The organism is Stenotrophomonas sp. Steno-Z1 (assembly GCF_056393175.1).
Window position 1 is genome coordinate 46,823 of the sequence record NZ_JBWJPB010000002.1, and the last position, 15,650, is coordinate 62,472.

A 15,650-nucleotide genomic window follows, 5' to 3' on the forward strand; every position below is an offset into this window, starting at 1 on the left:
GGTCAAGCCAGCGTGTCGGCGAGGCAACGAATGCTCAGCCACGCGCCGCCGTCGGGCGCATCGCCGGTGCGCAGGCCGAAGCCGTGCAGGCCGGCGATGGCGGCGACGATCGACAGGCCCAAGCCGAACCCGTCGCCCGGTCCGGTCTCGTCGGTGCCACGGAAGAAGCGCTGGTAGACCAGGGCGCGGTCCTGCGGCGCAATGCCGGGGCCATCGTCGATGACATCGATGCGGGTAGCGCCCGCGTCCTCCACCGCGCGCAACAGGATGCGGCCGTGCTCGGGGGTGAAGCGCAACGCGTTGGACAGCAGGTTGGCCAGGGCCTCGAACAGTAGTTCGCGGTCGCCGCTGACCGGCGGCAGGGGCGCGGCGATCTGCAGGTCCAGCACCTGCTGTTTTTCCTCGGCCAGTGGCAGGTAGAACTGGTGCAGTTCCTGCAGCAGGTCGGCCACGTCCACCTCGACGAAGGCCGAACGGCGCTGATGGCTTTCCAGTTCGGACACGCGCAGCAGCGCGGTGAAGCGCGCCATCAGCAGATCGGCCTCGAGCAGCGCCTTGTCGATCTGATCGGCGTGCGGATCGTGTTCGCCAAGGGCGACGCGGGTGCGATACAGGTGTGCGCGCAGCCGCGTGAGCGGGGTGCGCAGGTCGTGGGCGATGCTGTCGCACACGCCTTTGACCTCGGTCATCAACTGCTCGATGCGCTCGAGCATGGCGTTGACGATGCTGGAGAGCCGGTCGATCTCGTCCGGGCGCCCCGATACCGGCAAACGCTGGGCCAGGTCGCCGGCGATGATCCGTTTGGTCGCCGCCTCGATCTGCTGGATGCGTTTCAGCGGCCGGCGCCGCAGCAGGTGCCAGCCGGCCAGGCCGGGAATCACGCTGAGCCACACGCCCCACAGCAGCGCGTCGAGGATGATGCTGTTGATCGCGCTCAGCTTGCCGCTCTGGCGGACGAACACCAGCAGCCGGCCATCGTGGGTTTCCACCCCGAGCGCGCGGCCGGGCTCCTCGCGCGGGCCCGCGACGAGCGTCCAGGCGTCCACCGGATGCGAGCGGCCGTCGATGCGCAGTTCTTCGGGGATGGCCAGCAACGGGCCGGCCAGATGCTGGCCGCCGGTACTGAAGATGCCGTACGCGTAGGCACCGTGGATGTCGTAGCGCAGGCTGTCACGCAGCGCATCGTCCAGGGCCTGGCCTTCGAATTTCTCGAACAGGTGCGCGCGCTGCAGCAGGCCCGATTCGGACAGGTCGTTGAGGTAGTCCGACACCCGCCAGTACATCACGCCGAGCAGCACGCTGGACCAGGCCACGAACAGCACGCAGTACAGCCCGAGCAGCCGGCTGCTGGAAGAGCGCCACTTGTCAGACATGCGCGTCGAGGACATAGCCGGTGCCGCGCAGGGTGCGGATCGGTTGCGGCCGGCCGGGCTGGTCGATGCGCTTGCGCAGCCGCCCGATATGCACGTCGATGAGATTGGTGCCGGGATCGAAGTGGTAGCCCCACACTTCCTGGAACAACATGCTGCGGGTGACTACCTGGCCGGCGTTGCGGACCAGGAATTCCAGCAGTTTGAATTCGGTGGGCAGCAGCGTGATCGCCTCATCGCCGCGGCGCACCGAGCGGGTCATCAGGTCCAGTTCCAGGTCGCCGGCCCGCAGCACGCTCTCGACCACGCCGGCCTGGCCGTGGCGGCGGATCAGGACTTCCACGCGGGCGGACATCTCATCGGAGGCGAACGGTTTGGTCAGGTAGTCATCGCCGCCGGCGCGCAGGCCGCGCACGCGTTCATCCACGTCCGACAGCGCGCTGATCATCAGCACCGGCGTGGTGATGCCTTCGCGACGCAACGTGGTGACCAGGGCGAGGCCGTCGAGGCCGGGCAGCATGCGGTCCAGCGTGATGACCGCGTAGTCGCCCGCGCGCGCCAGGGCCAGCCCGGTGCCGCCGTCCGCGGCCAGGTCCACCTCGAAGCCGTGGCTGCGCAGTTCGGTGGCGATTTCCTCCGCGGTGACGAGGTCGTCCTCGATGGTGAGTACGCGCGGCATGGGCCATCTTGAATACTGGGACCTGCGCATCCTCGCAACCGCGGCCGGGCAGCGCAAATGAAAAATGTTTCATGCGTTTTTCGCAGGTTCCACGCGTCGCGTCTCCTATATTCAGGCCCCAGCGCTCCCCCCACGCCTGGAACCCCGCACCCGATGATCCGCCCGCTTCGCCCTGCCCGCGCCCGTCCCCGGCGGCTGCCCCGATCCTGCCGCGCGGCATGGCTGGTGGTCGCCGTGGCCAGCCTGCTGTCCGGCTGCGGCAAGGACGCCCCCAAGGCCGCGCCCGCCGCGCCGGAGGTGGGGGTGTTGACCCTGCAGACCCAGCCGCTGGCGCTGGACCAGGAGTTGCCGGGGCGCAGCATCGCCTCGCAGGAATCGGACGTGCGCCCGCAGGTGGATGGGGTGCTGGTGGCGCGCCTGTTCGAGCAGGGCCAGATGGTGCGGGCCGGGCAGCCGCTGTTCCAGATCGAGCCGGCGCTGTACCAGGCGGCCCTGAACGAGGCGCAGGCGAACCTGAAGACGGCCGAGGCCAGCGCGGTGGCCGCGCGCCTGCGCGCGCAGCGCCTGCAGGCACTGGGCAAGGACCAACTGGCCGCACGCCAGGACGTGGACGATGCGGTGGCCAATGGCCAGCAGGCCGCCGCCGCGGTGCAGGCGGCGCAGGCCGCCCGCGATACCGCGCGCACCCGGCTCGGCTTTGCCACGGTGACCGCGCCGATCGCCGGCCGCATCGGCCGCGCGCTGTTCACGCCGGGCGCGCTGGTCACCTCCGGCCAGGCCGAGCCGCTGGCGCGGATCCAGCAGGTGGATCCGATGAACGTGGATATCACCCAGTCCAGCAACGAGTACCTGGCGCTGCGCCGGGCGATCGCCGCGGGCGGCGTGCAGGCCAGCACCGCACCGGTGCGGCTGCAATTGTCCGACGGCACCGACTACGCGCTGCCCGGCACGCTGGAGTTCGCGGATATCGACGTGCAGCAGGACACCGGCAGCATCACCTTGCGCGCGCAGTTCCCGAACCCGGACGGGCAACTGCTGCCCGGCATGTACGTGCGCGCCCAGGTCGGGCAGGGCACCCGCCAGCAGGCACTGCTGGTGCCGCAGGCGGCGGTGGACCGCAGCCCCAAGGGCGAGGCCCAGGCCTGGGTGGTGGACAAGGACGGCAAGGCGCGGCAACGCACGTTCAGCACCGCGCGCGCGGTGGGCAACCAGTGGCTGGTGCTGGACGGCCTCAGCGCCGGCGAGCGGCTGGTGGTGGCCGGCAGGCAGGGGCTGGCCGATGGCATGCCGGTGCGGGTGAAGCCGGCGGCCGCGGCCGCGGCCGTCGCCGGCAAGGACTGAATACATGCTGCCGCGCTTTTTCATCCACCGCCCGGTGTTTGCCTGGGTCCTGGCGATCTGCATCATGGCGCTCGGCGCGATCGCGGTGACCCAGCTGCCGGTCGAGCAGTACCCGGACATCGCTCCGCCGCAGGTCAACATCACCGCCAACTACACCGGCGCGTCGGCGCAGACGGTGGAAGACAGCGTTACCCAGGTGATCGAGCAGCAGATCAAGGGCATCGACCACCTGCTGTATTTCTCCTCGACCAGTTCCTCCTCCGGCCAGTCGCGCATTACCGTCACCTTCGACCAGCGCGCCAACCCGGACATCGCCCAGGTGCAGGTGCAGAACAGCGTGAACCAGGCGATCAACCGCCTGCCGCAGGAAGTGCAGCAGCAGGGCGTCACCGTGGCCAAGTCGCAGGGCGACGCGCTGATGGTGGTGTCGCTGTATGACACCAGCCGGCGCATGGAACGGGTGGACGTGTCCGATTTCCTGGTCAGCAACGTGCAGGACCCGATCAGCCGCATTCCCGGCGTGGGCGAGATCAACGTGTTCGGCGCGCAATATGCGATGCGTATCTGGCTGGACCCGCACAAGCTGCGCGCCTTCGACCTGATGCCCTCGGATGTGCGCAGCGCCATCGAAGCGCAGAACACCCAGGTCACCGCCGGGGAGTTGGGAGCGCTGCCGGCCGCGCCCACCCAGAGCCTCAATGCCACGGTGACCGCGCAATCGCGGTTGCAGACCCCCGAACAGTTCCGCGCGATCATCCTGCGCACGCTGCCCAATGGCGCGGCGGTACACCTGTCCGACGTGGCGAGGGTGGAGATCGGTGCGGAGAACTACCAGACCAGCAGCTATCTCAACGGCTACCCGGCGGCGGGCTTCTCGGTGACCCTGGCCTCCGGCGCCAACGCGCTGGACACCGCCGATGCGGTGCGCGCGGCGATCGAGACGCTGCGTCCTGGTTTCCCGCCCGGCGTGCAGGTGGCCTATCCGCGCGACAGCACGCCGTTCGTGCGGGTCTCCATCGAGGGCGTGATCCACACGCTCATCGAGGCGATCGTGCTGGTGGTGATCGTGATGTTCCTGTTCCTGCAGAACGTGCGCGCCACGCTGATCCCGGCCATCACCGTGCCGGTGGTGCTGCTGGGCACGTTCGGCGTGCTGGCGGTGGCCGGCTTCACCATCAACACGCTCACCCTGTTTGCGATGGTGCTGGCGATCGGCCTGCTGGTGGACGATGCGATCGTGGTGGTGGAGAACGTGGAGCGCATCATCCACGAAGAACACCTGCCGCCGCGCGAGGCCACCGAAAAATCGATGGGTGAGATCACCGGCGCGCTGGTCGGCATCACCGTGGTGCTGGGCGCGGTGTTCCTGCCGATGGCCTTGTTCGGTGGCTCCACCGGCATCATCTACCGCCAGTTCTCGATCACCATCGCCTCGGCCATGGCACTGTCGGCGCTGGTCGCGCTGACCCTGACCCCGGCGCTGTGTGCCACGCTGCTCAAGCCGTCCTCGGCGCAGAAACCGCCGGGGCGTTTCTTCGCCGGGTTCAACCGCGGCGTGGAACGCAGCCAGGAAGGCTACCAGCGGCGGCTCGGCGGCGTAGTGGCCGCACCGAAACGCTGGATGGCGTTCTACCTGCTGGTGATCGTGGGCATGGTGGCGCTGTATGCGCGCATGCCCACCGGCTTCCTGCCGGTGGAGGACCAGGGCCAGGTGATGTTCCAGTTTTCCACCCCGGAAGGCACGCCGATGGCGCGCACCGAAGCGCTGGGCGCGGCGATCAGCCAGTACTTCATGGACAACGAAAAACAGAACCTGGACGTGGTGTTCGTGGTGGTGGGCCGCAACAACGCCGGCACCGGCCAGAACGCCGGCCAGGGCTTCCTCGCACTCAAGCCATGGGGCGAACGCGACGGCGACAACACCGCCGCGGCGATCATCGCGCGCGCCAACGCGCACTTCCGTGGCCTGGCCGATGCCAAGGTCAACGTGCTGGCACCGCCGGCGGTGCGTGGGCTGGGCCAGTCCAGCGGCTTCGAGCTGTGGCTGCAGGATGCCAGCGCCGCCGGGCGCGGCGCGCTGCAGGCCGCCCAGCAACGGGTGGTGCAGGCGGCCAACCAGGACGACGGGCTGAGTTCGGTGCGCTTGAACGGACTCGGCGACAAGGCCGAACTGCACCTGGACATCGACCACGCCCAGGCCAGTGCGCTGGGGCTGGCGCAGGGCGACATCAACGCCACGCTGGCCGCGGCCTGGGGCGGCACCTACGTCAACGACTTCCTTGACCGCGGCCGGGTCAAGCGTGTGTACCTGCAGGGTGACCAGCCCTACCGCAGCGTGCCCGATGACATCGGCCAGTGGTACGTGCGTGGCAGCAATGGACAGATGGCGTCCTTCGCCAGTTTCGCCAGCAGCCACTGGGCACGTGGGCCGCAGTTGCAGCAGCGCTTCAACGGGCTGCCGGCGATGGAGATCCAGGGCAGCGCCGCCGAAGGGCGCAGTTCCGGCGAGGCGATGCAGCGCATGCAGGCGCTGATCGCCGACCAGCCCGGGTTCGAGCTGCAGTGGAGCGGGCTGTCCTACCAGGAACAGCTATCCAGCAACCAGACGCTCTGGCTGTACGCGGCGTCCATCGCCTTCATCTTCCTGTGCCTGGCCGCGCTCTACGAGAGCTGGACGGTGCCGGTGGCGGTACTGCTGGTGATTCCACTGGGCGTGATTGGCACCGTGCTGGCGACCACCGCGGCCGGTTTCGTCAACGACATCTATTTCCAGGTGGGCCTGTTGACCACGATCGGGCTGTCGGCGAAGAACGCGATCCTGATCGTGGAGTTCGCCGAGGCCCGCTACCGTGCCGGCAGCAGCGCGGTGGAGGCGGCACTGCAGGGCGCGCGGCTGCGCCTGCGTCCGATCGTGATGACCTCGTTGGCGTTCATCGCCGGCGTGATTCCGCTGGCGCTGGCCACCGGCGCCGGCGCGGTCAGCCGGCGCGAGATCGGCATGAGCGTCATCGGCGGCATGCTCTCGGGCACCGTGCTGGCGGTGGTGCTGGTGCCGCTGTTCTTCGTGCTGGTGCGGCGCATGGGCAAGGCGCGACCGGTTGCGTAGCGGCCCCGGGCGATCGTCACATGGTTGTCGTGCCGGCCTCACCTGGCCTATGCCGGGGCGTCGGTAGCGTAAGGGTCCCGTCCCCCACGGAGACCTGCCATGTGGTTGCTCGACCGACTCTGGCCCACGCGTACCGCTGCCGCCGTCCCGCCTGCGCCGCCGGCGGAGGCCTCGCCACGGCGCGCGTTGTTCAAGCGCCCGTTACGCGCCGGACGCACCCGTATGGCGCCGTGGCAGAAGGTGGCACCGCCGCCGCGGCGGCGTGGTCACTGAGGGGGCGTGCGGTCGGCGGGGTGGTTGACCCCGTCGTTGACCGGCACCTCGCCCAGCGCATAGGGATTGATCCCATCCAGGCAGCCCAGGTTGTAGCCGTACTCGTCCGGTGAGGAGCGCCGTTGGTGGTGGGTGTAGATCCCACAGGTGCCGCAGAACCAGTGCTTGGCCACATGGGTGTTGAACTGGTACAGGCGCAGCACGTCCTGGCCCTGGATGACCTCCAGGTCGGCCAGCTTGGCCGAGCCGACGATGGCGCCCCTGCGCCGGCACAGCGAGCAGTCGCAGCGCCGGGGCGAGAGCACCCCGTCCGGCAGATGCAGGCGCAGCACCACCGCGCCGCAGTGGCAGCGCGCCAGGTGTTCCCGCTGGATCGGCACGCCGCCGATCGAATGCAGACCCTGCATCACACCCTCCTACCTTCGTCGCCATGGGCCCCGGAGTATGCCGTGTGCCCAAACTGAACGCGCGGACATGTTCCCGATGCGCCGGTTATGGCTAACTAGCGCCCCGACCAACGATGGAACGACGCGTGAAGAAGGCAGGACGATGGGGGCTGGCGCTGCTGATGCTGCTTGCGGCGCTGTGGGTCACCGGCATGCTGGCCTACCAGTTGCCGGGTCCAGGCTGGCTGCGCGGGGTGGCGATCGTGGCGTGGGGCGGCGTCGCGCTGACCGCGCTGGTGGCGGTGGCGCGCGCACGTGGCGGACGTTGGCCGGGCGCGGTGTACGTGGCCGCGCTGGTGGCGTGCGGGGTGTGGTGGCTGCTGCTGACGCCGCGCCAGGACCGGGTCTGGGCCGACGACGTGGCGCAGCGGTTGAAGGTGGTGAGCTTCGACGGCCGCCACGTGGTGCTGGACAACGTGCGCGACTTCACCTGGCGCAGCGAGGACGACCACGACGTGCGCTGGGTGCAGCGCAGCTACGACCTGGACCAGCTGCGTTCGGCCGACCTGGTGATGTCGTACTGGATGGGCCCGATGATCGCGCACACGCTGGTGTCCTTCGGCTTCGCCGACGGCCGCCAACTGGTGTTCTCGCTGGAGATCCGCAAGGAACGCGGTGAATCGTTCTCCGCGCTGGGCGGCTTCTTCCGCAAGTTCGAGATGACCCTGGTGGCGGCCGAGGAAACCGACATCATCCGCGTGCGCAGCAACGTGCGCGGCGAGGATGTGTACCTGTACCGCCTGCAGGGCATGACCCGGGAACAGCTGAAGGGCCTGTTCGTGTCCTACCTCGGCGAGGCGCGCAAGCTGGACGCCGCTCCGGCGTTCTACAACACGCTCAGCAGCAACTGCACCACCATCGTCTACGCGCTGGCCAAGCAGATCGCGCCGGGCCTGCCGCTGGACTACCGGCTGCTGGTCTCCGGCTATTTCGCCGAGTACGCGCGCGACCTTGGCGTACTGGTGCCGGGCGTGGATTTCGCCACGCTCAAGGCGCGGGGCCGCATCACCGACCGCGCACGCGCCGCCGGCGATGATCCCGCTTTCTCCCGACTGATCCGCCAGGGCATGCCCGGCGTCGAGCAAGGACGCGTTCCATGATGGCTGTAACCGACGGCGTTCGGCGCCGGATGCTGCCGCTGCTGGCAGTGGCCTTGTCGCTGCTGCTGTCCAGCGGCTGCGCGATGGTGACCATGAAGCAGGTGGCACCCACCGACTACCTGGCCAACAAGCGCGGCGACGTGCTCACCTCCGGCAAGTTGAGTGCGGCCTCGCAGGAAACCCTGAGCGTGATCGGGCTGGACGAGGACCTGTGCGCCAAGGACGTGGAGAGCTGCCAGAAGACCCTGGAAGACACCGCGGTGTTGCCCGAGGAACAACGCCTGTCGGCACTGTCCGAACTGTGGGTCAAGACCGCCCTGGGGCTGAGCCCCAAGCCCAAGGACCGCGACAAGCATCCGATGAGCGATGCCGCGCTGGACGCCTGGCTGGAGGCCGCGCGCTATGCCTACGCCTACCTGTTCTTCAGTGGCCGCACCGCGTCCGATCGTGCGTTCGAAGACCGCCAGACCCAGGTCCGCGACTACTACAACTACGCTGCCGAGCAGACCGCGGCGGTGGTGTTCAAGCGTGCGCGCGAGAGTGCGCTGGAAGGCGAGGACTACAACGCGCCGGTGGAAGGCGAGCGCTGGACGCTGACCTCGGACTTCGGCGAACTGCGCATGTCCAGCATCCCCACGCGGATGGTCCCGGCGTCGTCGCTGAGCTTTGCCGGTCTGCGCAGCACCTACCGCCGCGACGGCTTCGGCGCCGAGCTGGTGGTGGTGATGGACCCGCCCAAGCTGGTGGCGGCCGCCGACGGCAGCAAGGCCGAGATCCCGCAGTACAGCGAGATGTCGGCGATCAACGCGACCGCGCTGCTGCGCTTCAAGGGCGACAGCCTGCAGCAGGTCCTCGACACCACCCAGGTGCTGTTCGACGTGTACTCCCCGGAGTCCACCGAGAGCGTGGACCTGCACGGCGAGAAGGTGCCGCTGGCCGGCAATTTCACCGCCGCCTATGGCATGTGGCTGGCCCAGTCCGGCTTTGCCACGCAGTCGCTGCGCACGCTGTTCGGGCTCAGCGAGGGCATCGGCGAGCCGCACATGTACCTGATGCAGCCGTGGGACCCGAACCGCCGCATCATCTTCATGCTGCACGGCCTGGGCAGCAGCCCGGAGGCCTGGGTCAACGTGGCCAACGAGATCATGGGCGATCCGGAACTGCGCCGGCACTTCCAGGTCTGGCAGGTCTATTACCCGACCAACGCGCCGATCGCGCTGAACCGCTTCGAGATCAACGAAGCCTTCACCAACACCCTCAAGCACTTCGACCCCAGCGGCACCTCGCCGGCATCCAGGGACAGGGTATTCATCGGCCACAGCATGGGCGGCGTGCTGGCCCGCCTGCTGGTCACCTCCTCCGGCGACGTGCTCTGGAACGACCTGCTGGCCAACTACGACCTCAAGGGCGAACGCTTGAAGCGGGTGCAGGCCAAGCTGGGCCCGTTGCTGCATTTCAACGCGGACGCCAACGTCGAGCGCGCCATCTTCATTGCCGCCCCGCACAAGGGCACCGACATCGCCGGCAACCGGGTAGGGCGGCTGATCGGGCGCCTGGTGCGCCTGCCGATCACCCTGCTGGGCAAGTTCGAGGACGTGTTCCAGACCTTGCAGCAGGCCGAGGCGCAGTCCGCGCAGCCGACCAAGCTGCAGATCCCCAACAGCATCGACAACCTCAAGGCCAGCGATCCGTTCGTCAAGGCCGCGGGCGCGCTGCCGATCATGCCGGGCCTGAAGTACCACTCGATCATCGCCCAGCGCAAACCCGACGTGCCGCTGCAGCAGTCCGACGATGGCCTGGTGCCGTACTGGAGCGCGCACCTGGACGGGGCCGTGTCGGAGAAGGTGATCATCTCCGGGCACAGCGTGCAGGAAACGCCGCAGGCGGTGCTGGAGATCCGCCGCATCCTGCGCGAGGACCTGAAAGAGGTCGGCGATTCGCGGCGCTGACCTGCCGTGCCGCGGGGCCGGGCTCAGATGCGCCGCGCCACCACCACGCCCGCCACCGCCAGCACTAGCATGATCGCGTAGGTGAGCAGGTAGCCCAGCGCCACGTTGCCCTGCAGGAACAACGCGAACAGCGACCCGGAAACGGCCAGCGTGGTGGCCACGGCCAGCGCTTCGCTCAACTGCAGCGCGGAGGTGTTCGCGCCCTGCTGCGCCGGTGGTGACAGCGACAGTGTCAGCACCGACAGGCCGGGGTAGATCAGGCCCATGCCGAACCCGGTCACGCTCCAGCCGGCCAGCGCCAGCCACAGCGGTGTGCCGGGCTGGATCGCCGATGAGGTGGCGAAGATGCCCACGCACATCAGCAGCGCACCGCCCTGCAACAGCTGCCGGCGCGACCAGCCGCGCTGCTGGTGGCCCTGCAGCCACGAGCCGCTGAACCAGCCCAACGCGCCCAGGCTCAACGCCACCCCGGCCAGCAAGGGGCTCAGGCCACGCTCGCGTTGCAGCAGCAGGGGCAGGAAGGCTTCGCAGCCGAAGAACGCGGAGGCGGCGATCCCGCGCATCGCGATCACGCTGGGCAGGCCCCGGCGCAGGCGCAACGTACCGGCGGGCAGCAGCTTCAAGCTGCACACGGCCAGCAGCCCCAGTGCCGGCAGCAGCAATGCCAGGGCCAGCGCGCCACGTTGCTGGCCGCCCACGTACAGCAGCAGGGCACCGGACGACGCGCCGACCGCCCAGCCGATCACGCTGGCCTTGCCTGCCGGCGGTGCCAGCGCCGGCTGCACATCGCGCAGTGCAGGCCGCAGCAGCAGCCCGGCCGGGATCGCCAGCAGCGGCACGATCAGGAACACCCAGCGCCAGCCCAGGTGCTGCACGATCCAGCCGCTGATGCTGGGCCCGATCAACGACGGCACCACCCAGCCGGCGGAAAACGCGGCGAACACGCGCGGCCGCATCGCTTCGGGAAAGGTGCGGCCCACCATCACGTACAGCGCCACGGACATGCCGCCCGCGCCCAGTCCCTGCAGCAGCCGGCCGAGCAGCAGCACCGGCATGTGCCGGGCGAAACCGGCCACCAGCAGCCCGCCGATGAAGCAGCCCAGCCCCAGCCACAGTGGCCGCGCCGGCCCGCGCTGGTCGCTCCAGTAACCGGCCAGGGTCATCCCGATCACGCTGGTGGCCAGCGTGCCGCCAAAGGCCAGGGCATACAGGCGCAGTCCGTCCAGCTCCTGCGCCACGGTCGGCATGGCCGCGGCCACCGCCAGCGCCTCGAAGCCATACAGCGCCACCAGCGCGACCATGCCGATCGTGGTGGCGCGGTAGGCCGGCGACAGGATCGAGGGCACCGGCACGGCAGCGGACGCCGGCGGGGTGGGGGCTGCAACATCGGAGGACATGCGGGGATTCCAGGAAGGGCAAGGGCAGGGGAGCGCTTGCAGTGCACCCCGGCGTCGCGCAGGATGCCACCTTAACCATGGTTGAGGTCAAGGCTGGTGATCGCGCAGGAACTGAGTGTGGGTGAGGTGGCCAGGCGCAGTGGCGTGGCGGTATCGGCGCTGCATTTCTATGAGCGCAAAGGGCTGATCCGCAGCCTGCGCACGGCCGGCAACCAGCGCCGCTTCGCCCGCGACGTGTTGCGCCGGCTGGCGGTGATCCGCGTGGCGCAGCGGGTGGGGTTGCCACTGGAGGCGGTGGCCACCGCGTTCGCGGCGCTGCCGGAAAACAAGACGCCGACCAAGGCCGAGTGGGCGAAGATGTCCGCGCTGTGGCGCAGCGAGCTGGACCAGCGCATCGCCCAACTGCTGCTGTTGCGCGATCAGCTCACCGACTGCATTGGCTGCGGCTGCCTGTCGCTCAAGCGCTGCCGCCTGACCAACCCGGACGACGCGTTGGGCGACCAGGGCGATGGGGCGCAGCGGTGGGGGTAGGCTGGCCCGGTACTGCCGACCAACGGGCCGGCACTACCGGGGGACCTCACCACACGTTGAATACCTGCCCACTCTGCACGCCTTCCACGCTGCGCTGGTAAGCCAGCGACGCGCATTGCGCGGTGACTGCCTCGAAGCCCGGGAAATACGCGCCGTAGTCGTCCAGCGATTCGACCAGCACGTTCGGGCTGACCACGTTGATGCGCAGTCCGCGCGGCAGCAGTTCGCAGGCCGCCCCGCGCACGAACCCCTCCAGTGCCGCGTTCACGGCGGTGGCATTGGCGCCATCGCGGATCGGCTGCGCGCCGACGATGCCGCTGGTCAGCGTGATCGACCCGCCGTTGTTGAGATGGTGCTGGGCGACCAGGGCAAGCCGCACCTGGCCCAGCAGTTTGTCCTGCAGGCCGAGGTTGAACTGCGTCGGGCTCATGTCGGCCAGCGGGCCGAAATGCAGGCGGCCGGTGGTGGCGATCACCGCATCCACCGGCCCGATCCGGGCGAACAGGCCCTGCACGCTGGCGTCGTCGGTGAGATCGACCTGCGCATCACCGCCATGGCGGCCGGCACGGATCAACTGATGGTGGGTGCCCAGCGTGGCGGCGACGGCTTGGCCGAGGGTGCCGCTGGCGCCGACGAGAAGGATCTTCATGCGGGGTGCTCCAGGGAAGGACGTGTGGGCAGTCTGCGCGCACCACGCCGGTTAGGTAACCGGCGTATGCTTTGCAGATTGCAAACCCGTGGTTATCAATGGACACCTTGCGCTGCATGCAGGCCTTCATGGCCGTGGTCGACCAGGGCAGTTTCGCCGCCGCCGCCGAGCGGCTGGCGGTGTCCTCGGTGATGGTCGGCAAGTACATCCAGCAGCTGGAGGCGCACCTGGGCGTGCGCCTGCTGCAGCGGAACACCCGCCGCCAAAGCCTCACCGACGCCGGCCGTCACTACCTGGCCGGATGCCGCGCGGTGCTCGACCAGGTGCAGCAGACCGAGGCCAGCGTGGCCGGCCTGCAGGCCCAGCCGCAGGGCGTGCTGCGGATCAGCGCGCCGGTCACCTGGGGCAGCTGCGTGCTGGCGCCGTTGGTGGCGCAGTACCTGGCCGCGTACCCGCAGGTGACCGTGGAACTGGACCTGAGCAATCGCCGCGTGGACCTGATCGAGGAGCAGTTCGACGCCGTGGTGCGGATGGGCGCGCTCGGTTCGGCCGAGTGGGTGGCGCGGCCGTTGCCGGCCTATGCCATGCAGATCTGCGCGGCCCCGGCCTACCTGCGGCGCAACGGGGTGCCGCGGCACCCGGCCGAGCTGCGCGACCACGACTGCCTCACCCACCTTGCCTGGCGCGGCGGCCATGGCTGGCGCCTGCGTGGCCATCCCGAACAGGACTGGTCCGAGCATTCGCGGTTGCTGTGCAATGACGGGGATGGCCTGCGCCGCGCCGCGCTGGCCGGGGCCGGGTTGATCCTGCAGCCGGCGGTGCTGCTGGCCGAGGACATCGCCGCCGGGCGCCTGCAGCCGGTATTGGCCGACTACCTGCCCGAGCCGCGCCCCCTGCACCTGGTGTACCTGCCGGACCACCGGCCGCGGCCGAAGCTGTCCAGCTTCGTGGAATTCCTGCTGGCCCGGCTGGCCCCGTAGCGCCACGCCATGCGTGGCTGTATGTCGATCCGGCGCCGCGTGCAGCCACCCATGGGGTGGCTCTACGGGATGCGCGCCGTGGCGCCATGCCATGCGTGGCTGCTCTTCGATCCGGCCTCGCGTGCAGCCACCCATGGGGTGGCTCTACGGGATGCACGGCGTGGCGCCATGCCATGCGTGGCTGCATGTCGATCCGGCGCCGCGTGCAGCCACCCATGGGGTGGCTCTACAAGACGCACATCGTAGAGCCACGCCATGCGTGGCTGCTCTTCGATCCGGCCCCGCGTGCAGCCACCCATGGGGTGGCTCTACGGGATGCACGACGTGGCGCTATGTCATGCGTGGCTGCTCTTCGATCCGGCCCCGCGTGCAGCCACCCATGGGGTGGCTCTACGGGATACACGGCGTGGCGCCACGCCATGCGTGGCTGTATGTCGATCCGGCCTCGCGTGCAGCCACCCATGGGGTGGCTCTACGGGATGCACATCGTAGAGCCACGCCATGCGTGGCTGCTCTTGGATCCGGCGCCGCGCACCAGCCACCCATGGGGTGGCTCTACAAGACGCACATCGTAGAGCCACGCCATGCGTGGCTGCTCTTGGATCCGGCGCCGCGTACAGCCACCCATGGGGTGGCTCTACGGGATGCACATCGTAGAGCCACGCCATGCGTGGCTGCTCTTCGATCCGGCGCCGCGCACAGCCATCCATGGGGTGGCTCTACGGGATACACGGCGTGGTGCCATGCCATGCGTGGCTGCTCTTGGATCCGGCGCCGCGCACCAGCCACCCATGGGGTGGCTCTACAAGACGCACATCGTAGAGCCACGCCATGCGTGGCTGCTCTTGGATCCGGCCTCGCGCGCAGCCACCCATGGGGTGGCTCTACAAGACGCACATCGTAGAGCCACGCCACGCGTGGCTGCTCTTCGATCCGGCGCCGCGCGCAGCCACCCATGGGGTGGCTCTACGGGAATCCGGGGGCGTCCCTGCGTCAGTCGTTCGCCGCCGACAGCGCGTGGCCGCGCCGGGTTGCCGCGTCGATCGCGCGCGCCACGATGGCCTCGAAGCCGTCGGCCTGGAATGATTCGATCGCGGCCTGCGTGGTGCCGTTCGGCGAGGTCACCCGGCGGCGCAGTTCGACCGGGGCTTCGCCGGATTCGTCCAGCATGCGGCTGGCACCGAGCAGGGTCTGCACCACCAGCGTGCGCGCCGCGTCGGCCGGCAGGCCCTGTGCGATCGCCGCCGCTTCCATCGCCTCGGCCAGCAGGAACACATACGCCGGCCCGCTGCCCGATACCGCGGTCACCGCATCCATGCGGGCCTCGTCGTCGATCCATACCGTGCGCCCGGCACTGGCCAGCACCGCGTCGGCCTGGCGGCGCTGGGCCTCACTGACGCCTGCGGTGGCGAACAGCCCGGTCACGCCAGCGCCCAGCAACGCCGGCGTGTTGGGCATCGCCCGCACCACCGCCGGGTTGCCGCCCAGCCAGCGCTCGAGTTGGGTGCTGGTGATGCCGGCGGCGATCGACAGCACCAGCGGCTGCTGGCTGCGGGCCAATGCCGTGAGCGAGGCGCATACATCGCGCAGCACCTGAGGCTTCACCGCCAGCACCCAGACCGCGCCCTGCGCGGCAGCTTCGGTGGCACTGGCATAGGTCTTCACGCCGAAGTCGGCGGTCAGCTGTTCGCGCAGTGCAGTGACCGGTTCGGCCACGTGGATGTGCGCCGGCGCGGTGCCCTGGCGGATCAGCCCGGCGATCAGGCTGCGGGCCATGTTGCCGCCGCCGATGAAGGTAAGCGTGGATGCGCTCATGCGATCTCCTTGGA

12 protein-coding genes are annotated in these 15,650 nt (G+C 69.4%); 6 read left to right on the top strand and 6 right to left on the bottom strand.

All coding sequences use genetic code 11. The annotated features are described in order from the left end of the window. Window positions 1-2: 2 nt before the first annotated feature. The gene (locus tag AC06FD_RS06925; protein ID WP_478077411.1) at window positions 3-1,373 is read right to left on the bottom strand and encodes a sensor histidine kinase; all 1,371 of its coding nucleotides are present in this window, start codon (window positions 1,371-1,373) and stop codon (window positions 3-5) included. Then, window positions 1,366-2,049, bottom strand: a complete 684-nt coding sequence (locus AC06FD_RS06930; protein ID WP_259203597.1) for a response regulator transcription factor — start codon at window positions 2,047-2,049, stop codon at window positions 1,366-1,368. Before AC06FD_RS06930 ends, AC06FD_RS06925 begins: the two co-directional genes overlap by 8 nt. A gap of 153 nt (window positions 2,050-2,202) precedes the next feature. Here AC06FD_RS06930 and AC06FD_RS06935 point away from each other — a divergent pair, with 153 nt between their 5' ends. Continuing rightward, window positions 2,203-3,390 (top strand): efflux RND transporter periplasmic adaptor subunit, encoded by a 1,188-nt coding sequence (locus tag AC06FD_RS06935; RefSeq protein WP_478077412.1) that lies wholly within the window; start codon window positions 2,203-2,205, stop codon window positions 3,388-3,390. Window positions 3,391-3,394: 4 nt separating this feature from the next. Then, window positions 3,395-6,496, top strand: coding sequence for an efflux RND transporter permease subunit (locus AC06FD_RS06940; RefSeq protein ID WP_478047516.1), 3,102 nt, complete (start codon window positions 3,395-3,397; stop codon window positions 6,494-6,496). Window positions 6,497-6,762: 266 nt separating this feature from the next. On the opposite strand, the gene AC06FD_RS06945 is transcribed toward AC06FD_RS06940, so the two are convergent. After that, complete coding sequence (locus AC06FD_RS06945; protein WP_259203601.1) at window positions 6,763-7,176, bottom strand: GFA family protein; 414 nt, start codon at window positions 7,174-7,176, stop codon at window positions 6,763-6,765. Between the two features lie 161 nt (window positions 7,177-7,337). Here AC06FD_RS06945 and AC06FD_RS06950 point away from each other — a divergent pair, with 161 nt between their 5' ends. Both AC06FD_RS06950 and AC06FD_RS06955 read left to right on the top strand, forming a co-directional pair. Continuing rightward, complete coding sequence (locus tag AC06FD_RS06950; protein ID WP_478077758.1) at window positions 7,338-8,315, top strand: Lnb N-terminal periplasmic domain-containing protein; 978 nt, start codon at window positions 7,338-7,340, stop codon at window positions 8,313-8,315. Continuing rightward, on the top strand, window positions 8,312-10,264 hold the full coding sequence (locus tag AC06FD_RS06955) for an esterase/lipase family protein (protein WP_478077413.1): 1,953 nt from the start codon (window positions 8,312-8,314) through the stop codon (window positions 10,262-10,264). Before AC06FD_RS06950 ends, AC06FD_RS06955 begins: the two co-directional genes overlap by 4 nt. 23 nt (window positions 10,265-10,287) lie before the next feature. Here AC06FD_RS06955 and AC06FD_RS06960 read toward each other — a convergent pair whose 3' ends face one another. Next, window positions 10,288-11,661: an MFS transporter gene (locus tag AC06FD_RS06960; RefSeq protein ID WP_478077414.1), complete on the bottom strand. Its 1,374-nt coding sequence runs from the start codon at window positions 11,659-11,661 to the stop codon at window positions 10,288-10,290. Window positions 11,662-11,757: 96 nt separating this feature from the next. Between AC06FD_RS06960 and soxR the strand changes: the two genes are divergently transcribed. Beyond that, entirely contained in the window at window positions 11,758-12,192 is a 435-nt protein-coding gene (gene soxR, locus AC06FD_RS06965; protein WP_259203606.1) for a redox-sensitive transcriptional activator SoxR, read from the top strand. 46 nt (window positions 12,193-12,238) lie between these two features. Here soxR and AC06FD_RS06970 read toward each other — a convergent pair whose 3' ends face one another. Continuing rightward, entirely contained in the window at window positions 12,239-12,841 is a 603-nt protein-coding gene (locus tag AC06FD_RS06970; RefSeq protein WP_478077415.1) for a short chain dehydrogenase, read from the bottom strand. Window positions 12,842-12,939: 98 nt separating this feature from the next. Between AC06FD_RS06970 and AC06FD_RS06975 the strand changes: the two genes are divergently transcribed. After that, on the top strand, window positions 12,940-13,821 hold the full coding sequence (locus AC06FD_RS06975; RefSeq protein ID WP_478077416.1) for a LysR family transcriptional regulator: 882 nt from the start codon (window positions 12,940-12,942) through the stop codon (window positions 13,819-13,821). Window positions 13,822-14,814: 993 nt separating this feature from the next. Here AC06FD_RS06975 and proC read toward each other — a convergent pair. Next, entirely contained in the window at window positions 14,815-15,636 is an 822-nt protein-coding gene (gene proC / locus AC06FD_RS06980) for a pyrroline-5-carboxylate reductase (protein ID WP_259203610.1), read from the bottom strand. Window positions 15,637-15,650: the final 14 nt, after the last annotated feature.

Bases quoted from the DNA above. Each gene is read 5' to 3' on its own strand.
- AC06FD_RS06925 (WP_478077411.1), bottom strand. From the start codon at position 1,373: ATGTCTGACAAGTGGCGCTCTTCCAGCAGCCGGCTGCTCGGGCTGTAC.
- AC06FD_RS06930 (WP_259203597.1), bottom strand. From the start codon at position 2,049: ATGCCGCGCGTACTCACCATCGAGGACGACCTCGTCACCGCGGAGGAA.
- AC06FD_RS06935 (WP_478077412.1), top strand. From the start codon at position 2,203: ATGATCCGCCCGCTTCGCCCTGCCCGCGCCCGTCCCCGGCGGCTGCCC.
- AC06FD_RS06940 (WP_478047516.1), top strand. From the start codon at position 3,395: ATGCTGCCGCGCTTTTTCATCCACCGCCCGGTGTTTGCCTGGGTCCTG.
- AC06FD_RS06945 (WP_259203601.1), bottom strand. From the start codon at position 7,176: ATGCAGGGTCTGCATTCGATCGGCGGCGTGCCGATCCAGCGGGAACAC.
- AC06FD_RS06950 (WP_478077758.1), top strand. From the start codon at position 7,338: ATGCTGCTTGCGGCGCTGTGGGTCACCGGCATGCTGGCCTACCAGTTG.
- AC06FD_RS06955 (WP_478077413.1), top strand. From the start codon at position 8,312: ATGATGGCTGTAACCGACGGCGTTCGGCGCCGGATGCTGCCGCTGCTG.
- AC06FD_RS06960 (WP_478077414.1), bottom strand. From the start codon at position 11,661: ATGTCCTCCGATGTTGCAGCCCCCACCCCGCCGGCGTCCGCTGCCGTG.
- AC06FD_RS06970 (WP_478077415.1), bottom strand. From the start codon at position 12,841: ATGAAGATCCTTCTCGTCGGCGCCAGCGGCACCCTCGGCCAAGCCGTC.
- AC06FD_RS06975 (WP_478077416.1), top strand. From the start codon at position 12,940: ATGGACACCTTGCGCTGCATGCAGGCCTTCATGGCCGTGGTCGACCAG.
- proC (WP_259203610.1), bottom strand. From the start codon at position 15,636: ATGAGCGCATCCACGCTTACCTTCATCGGCGGCGGCAACATGGCCCGC.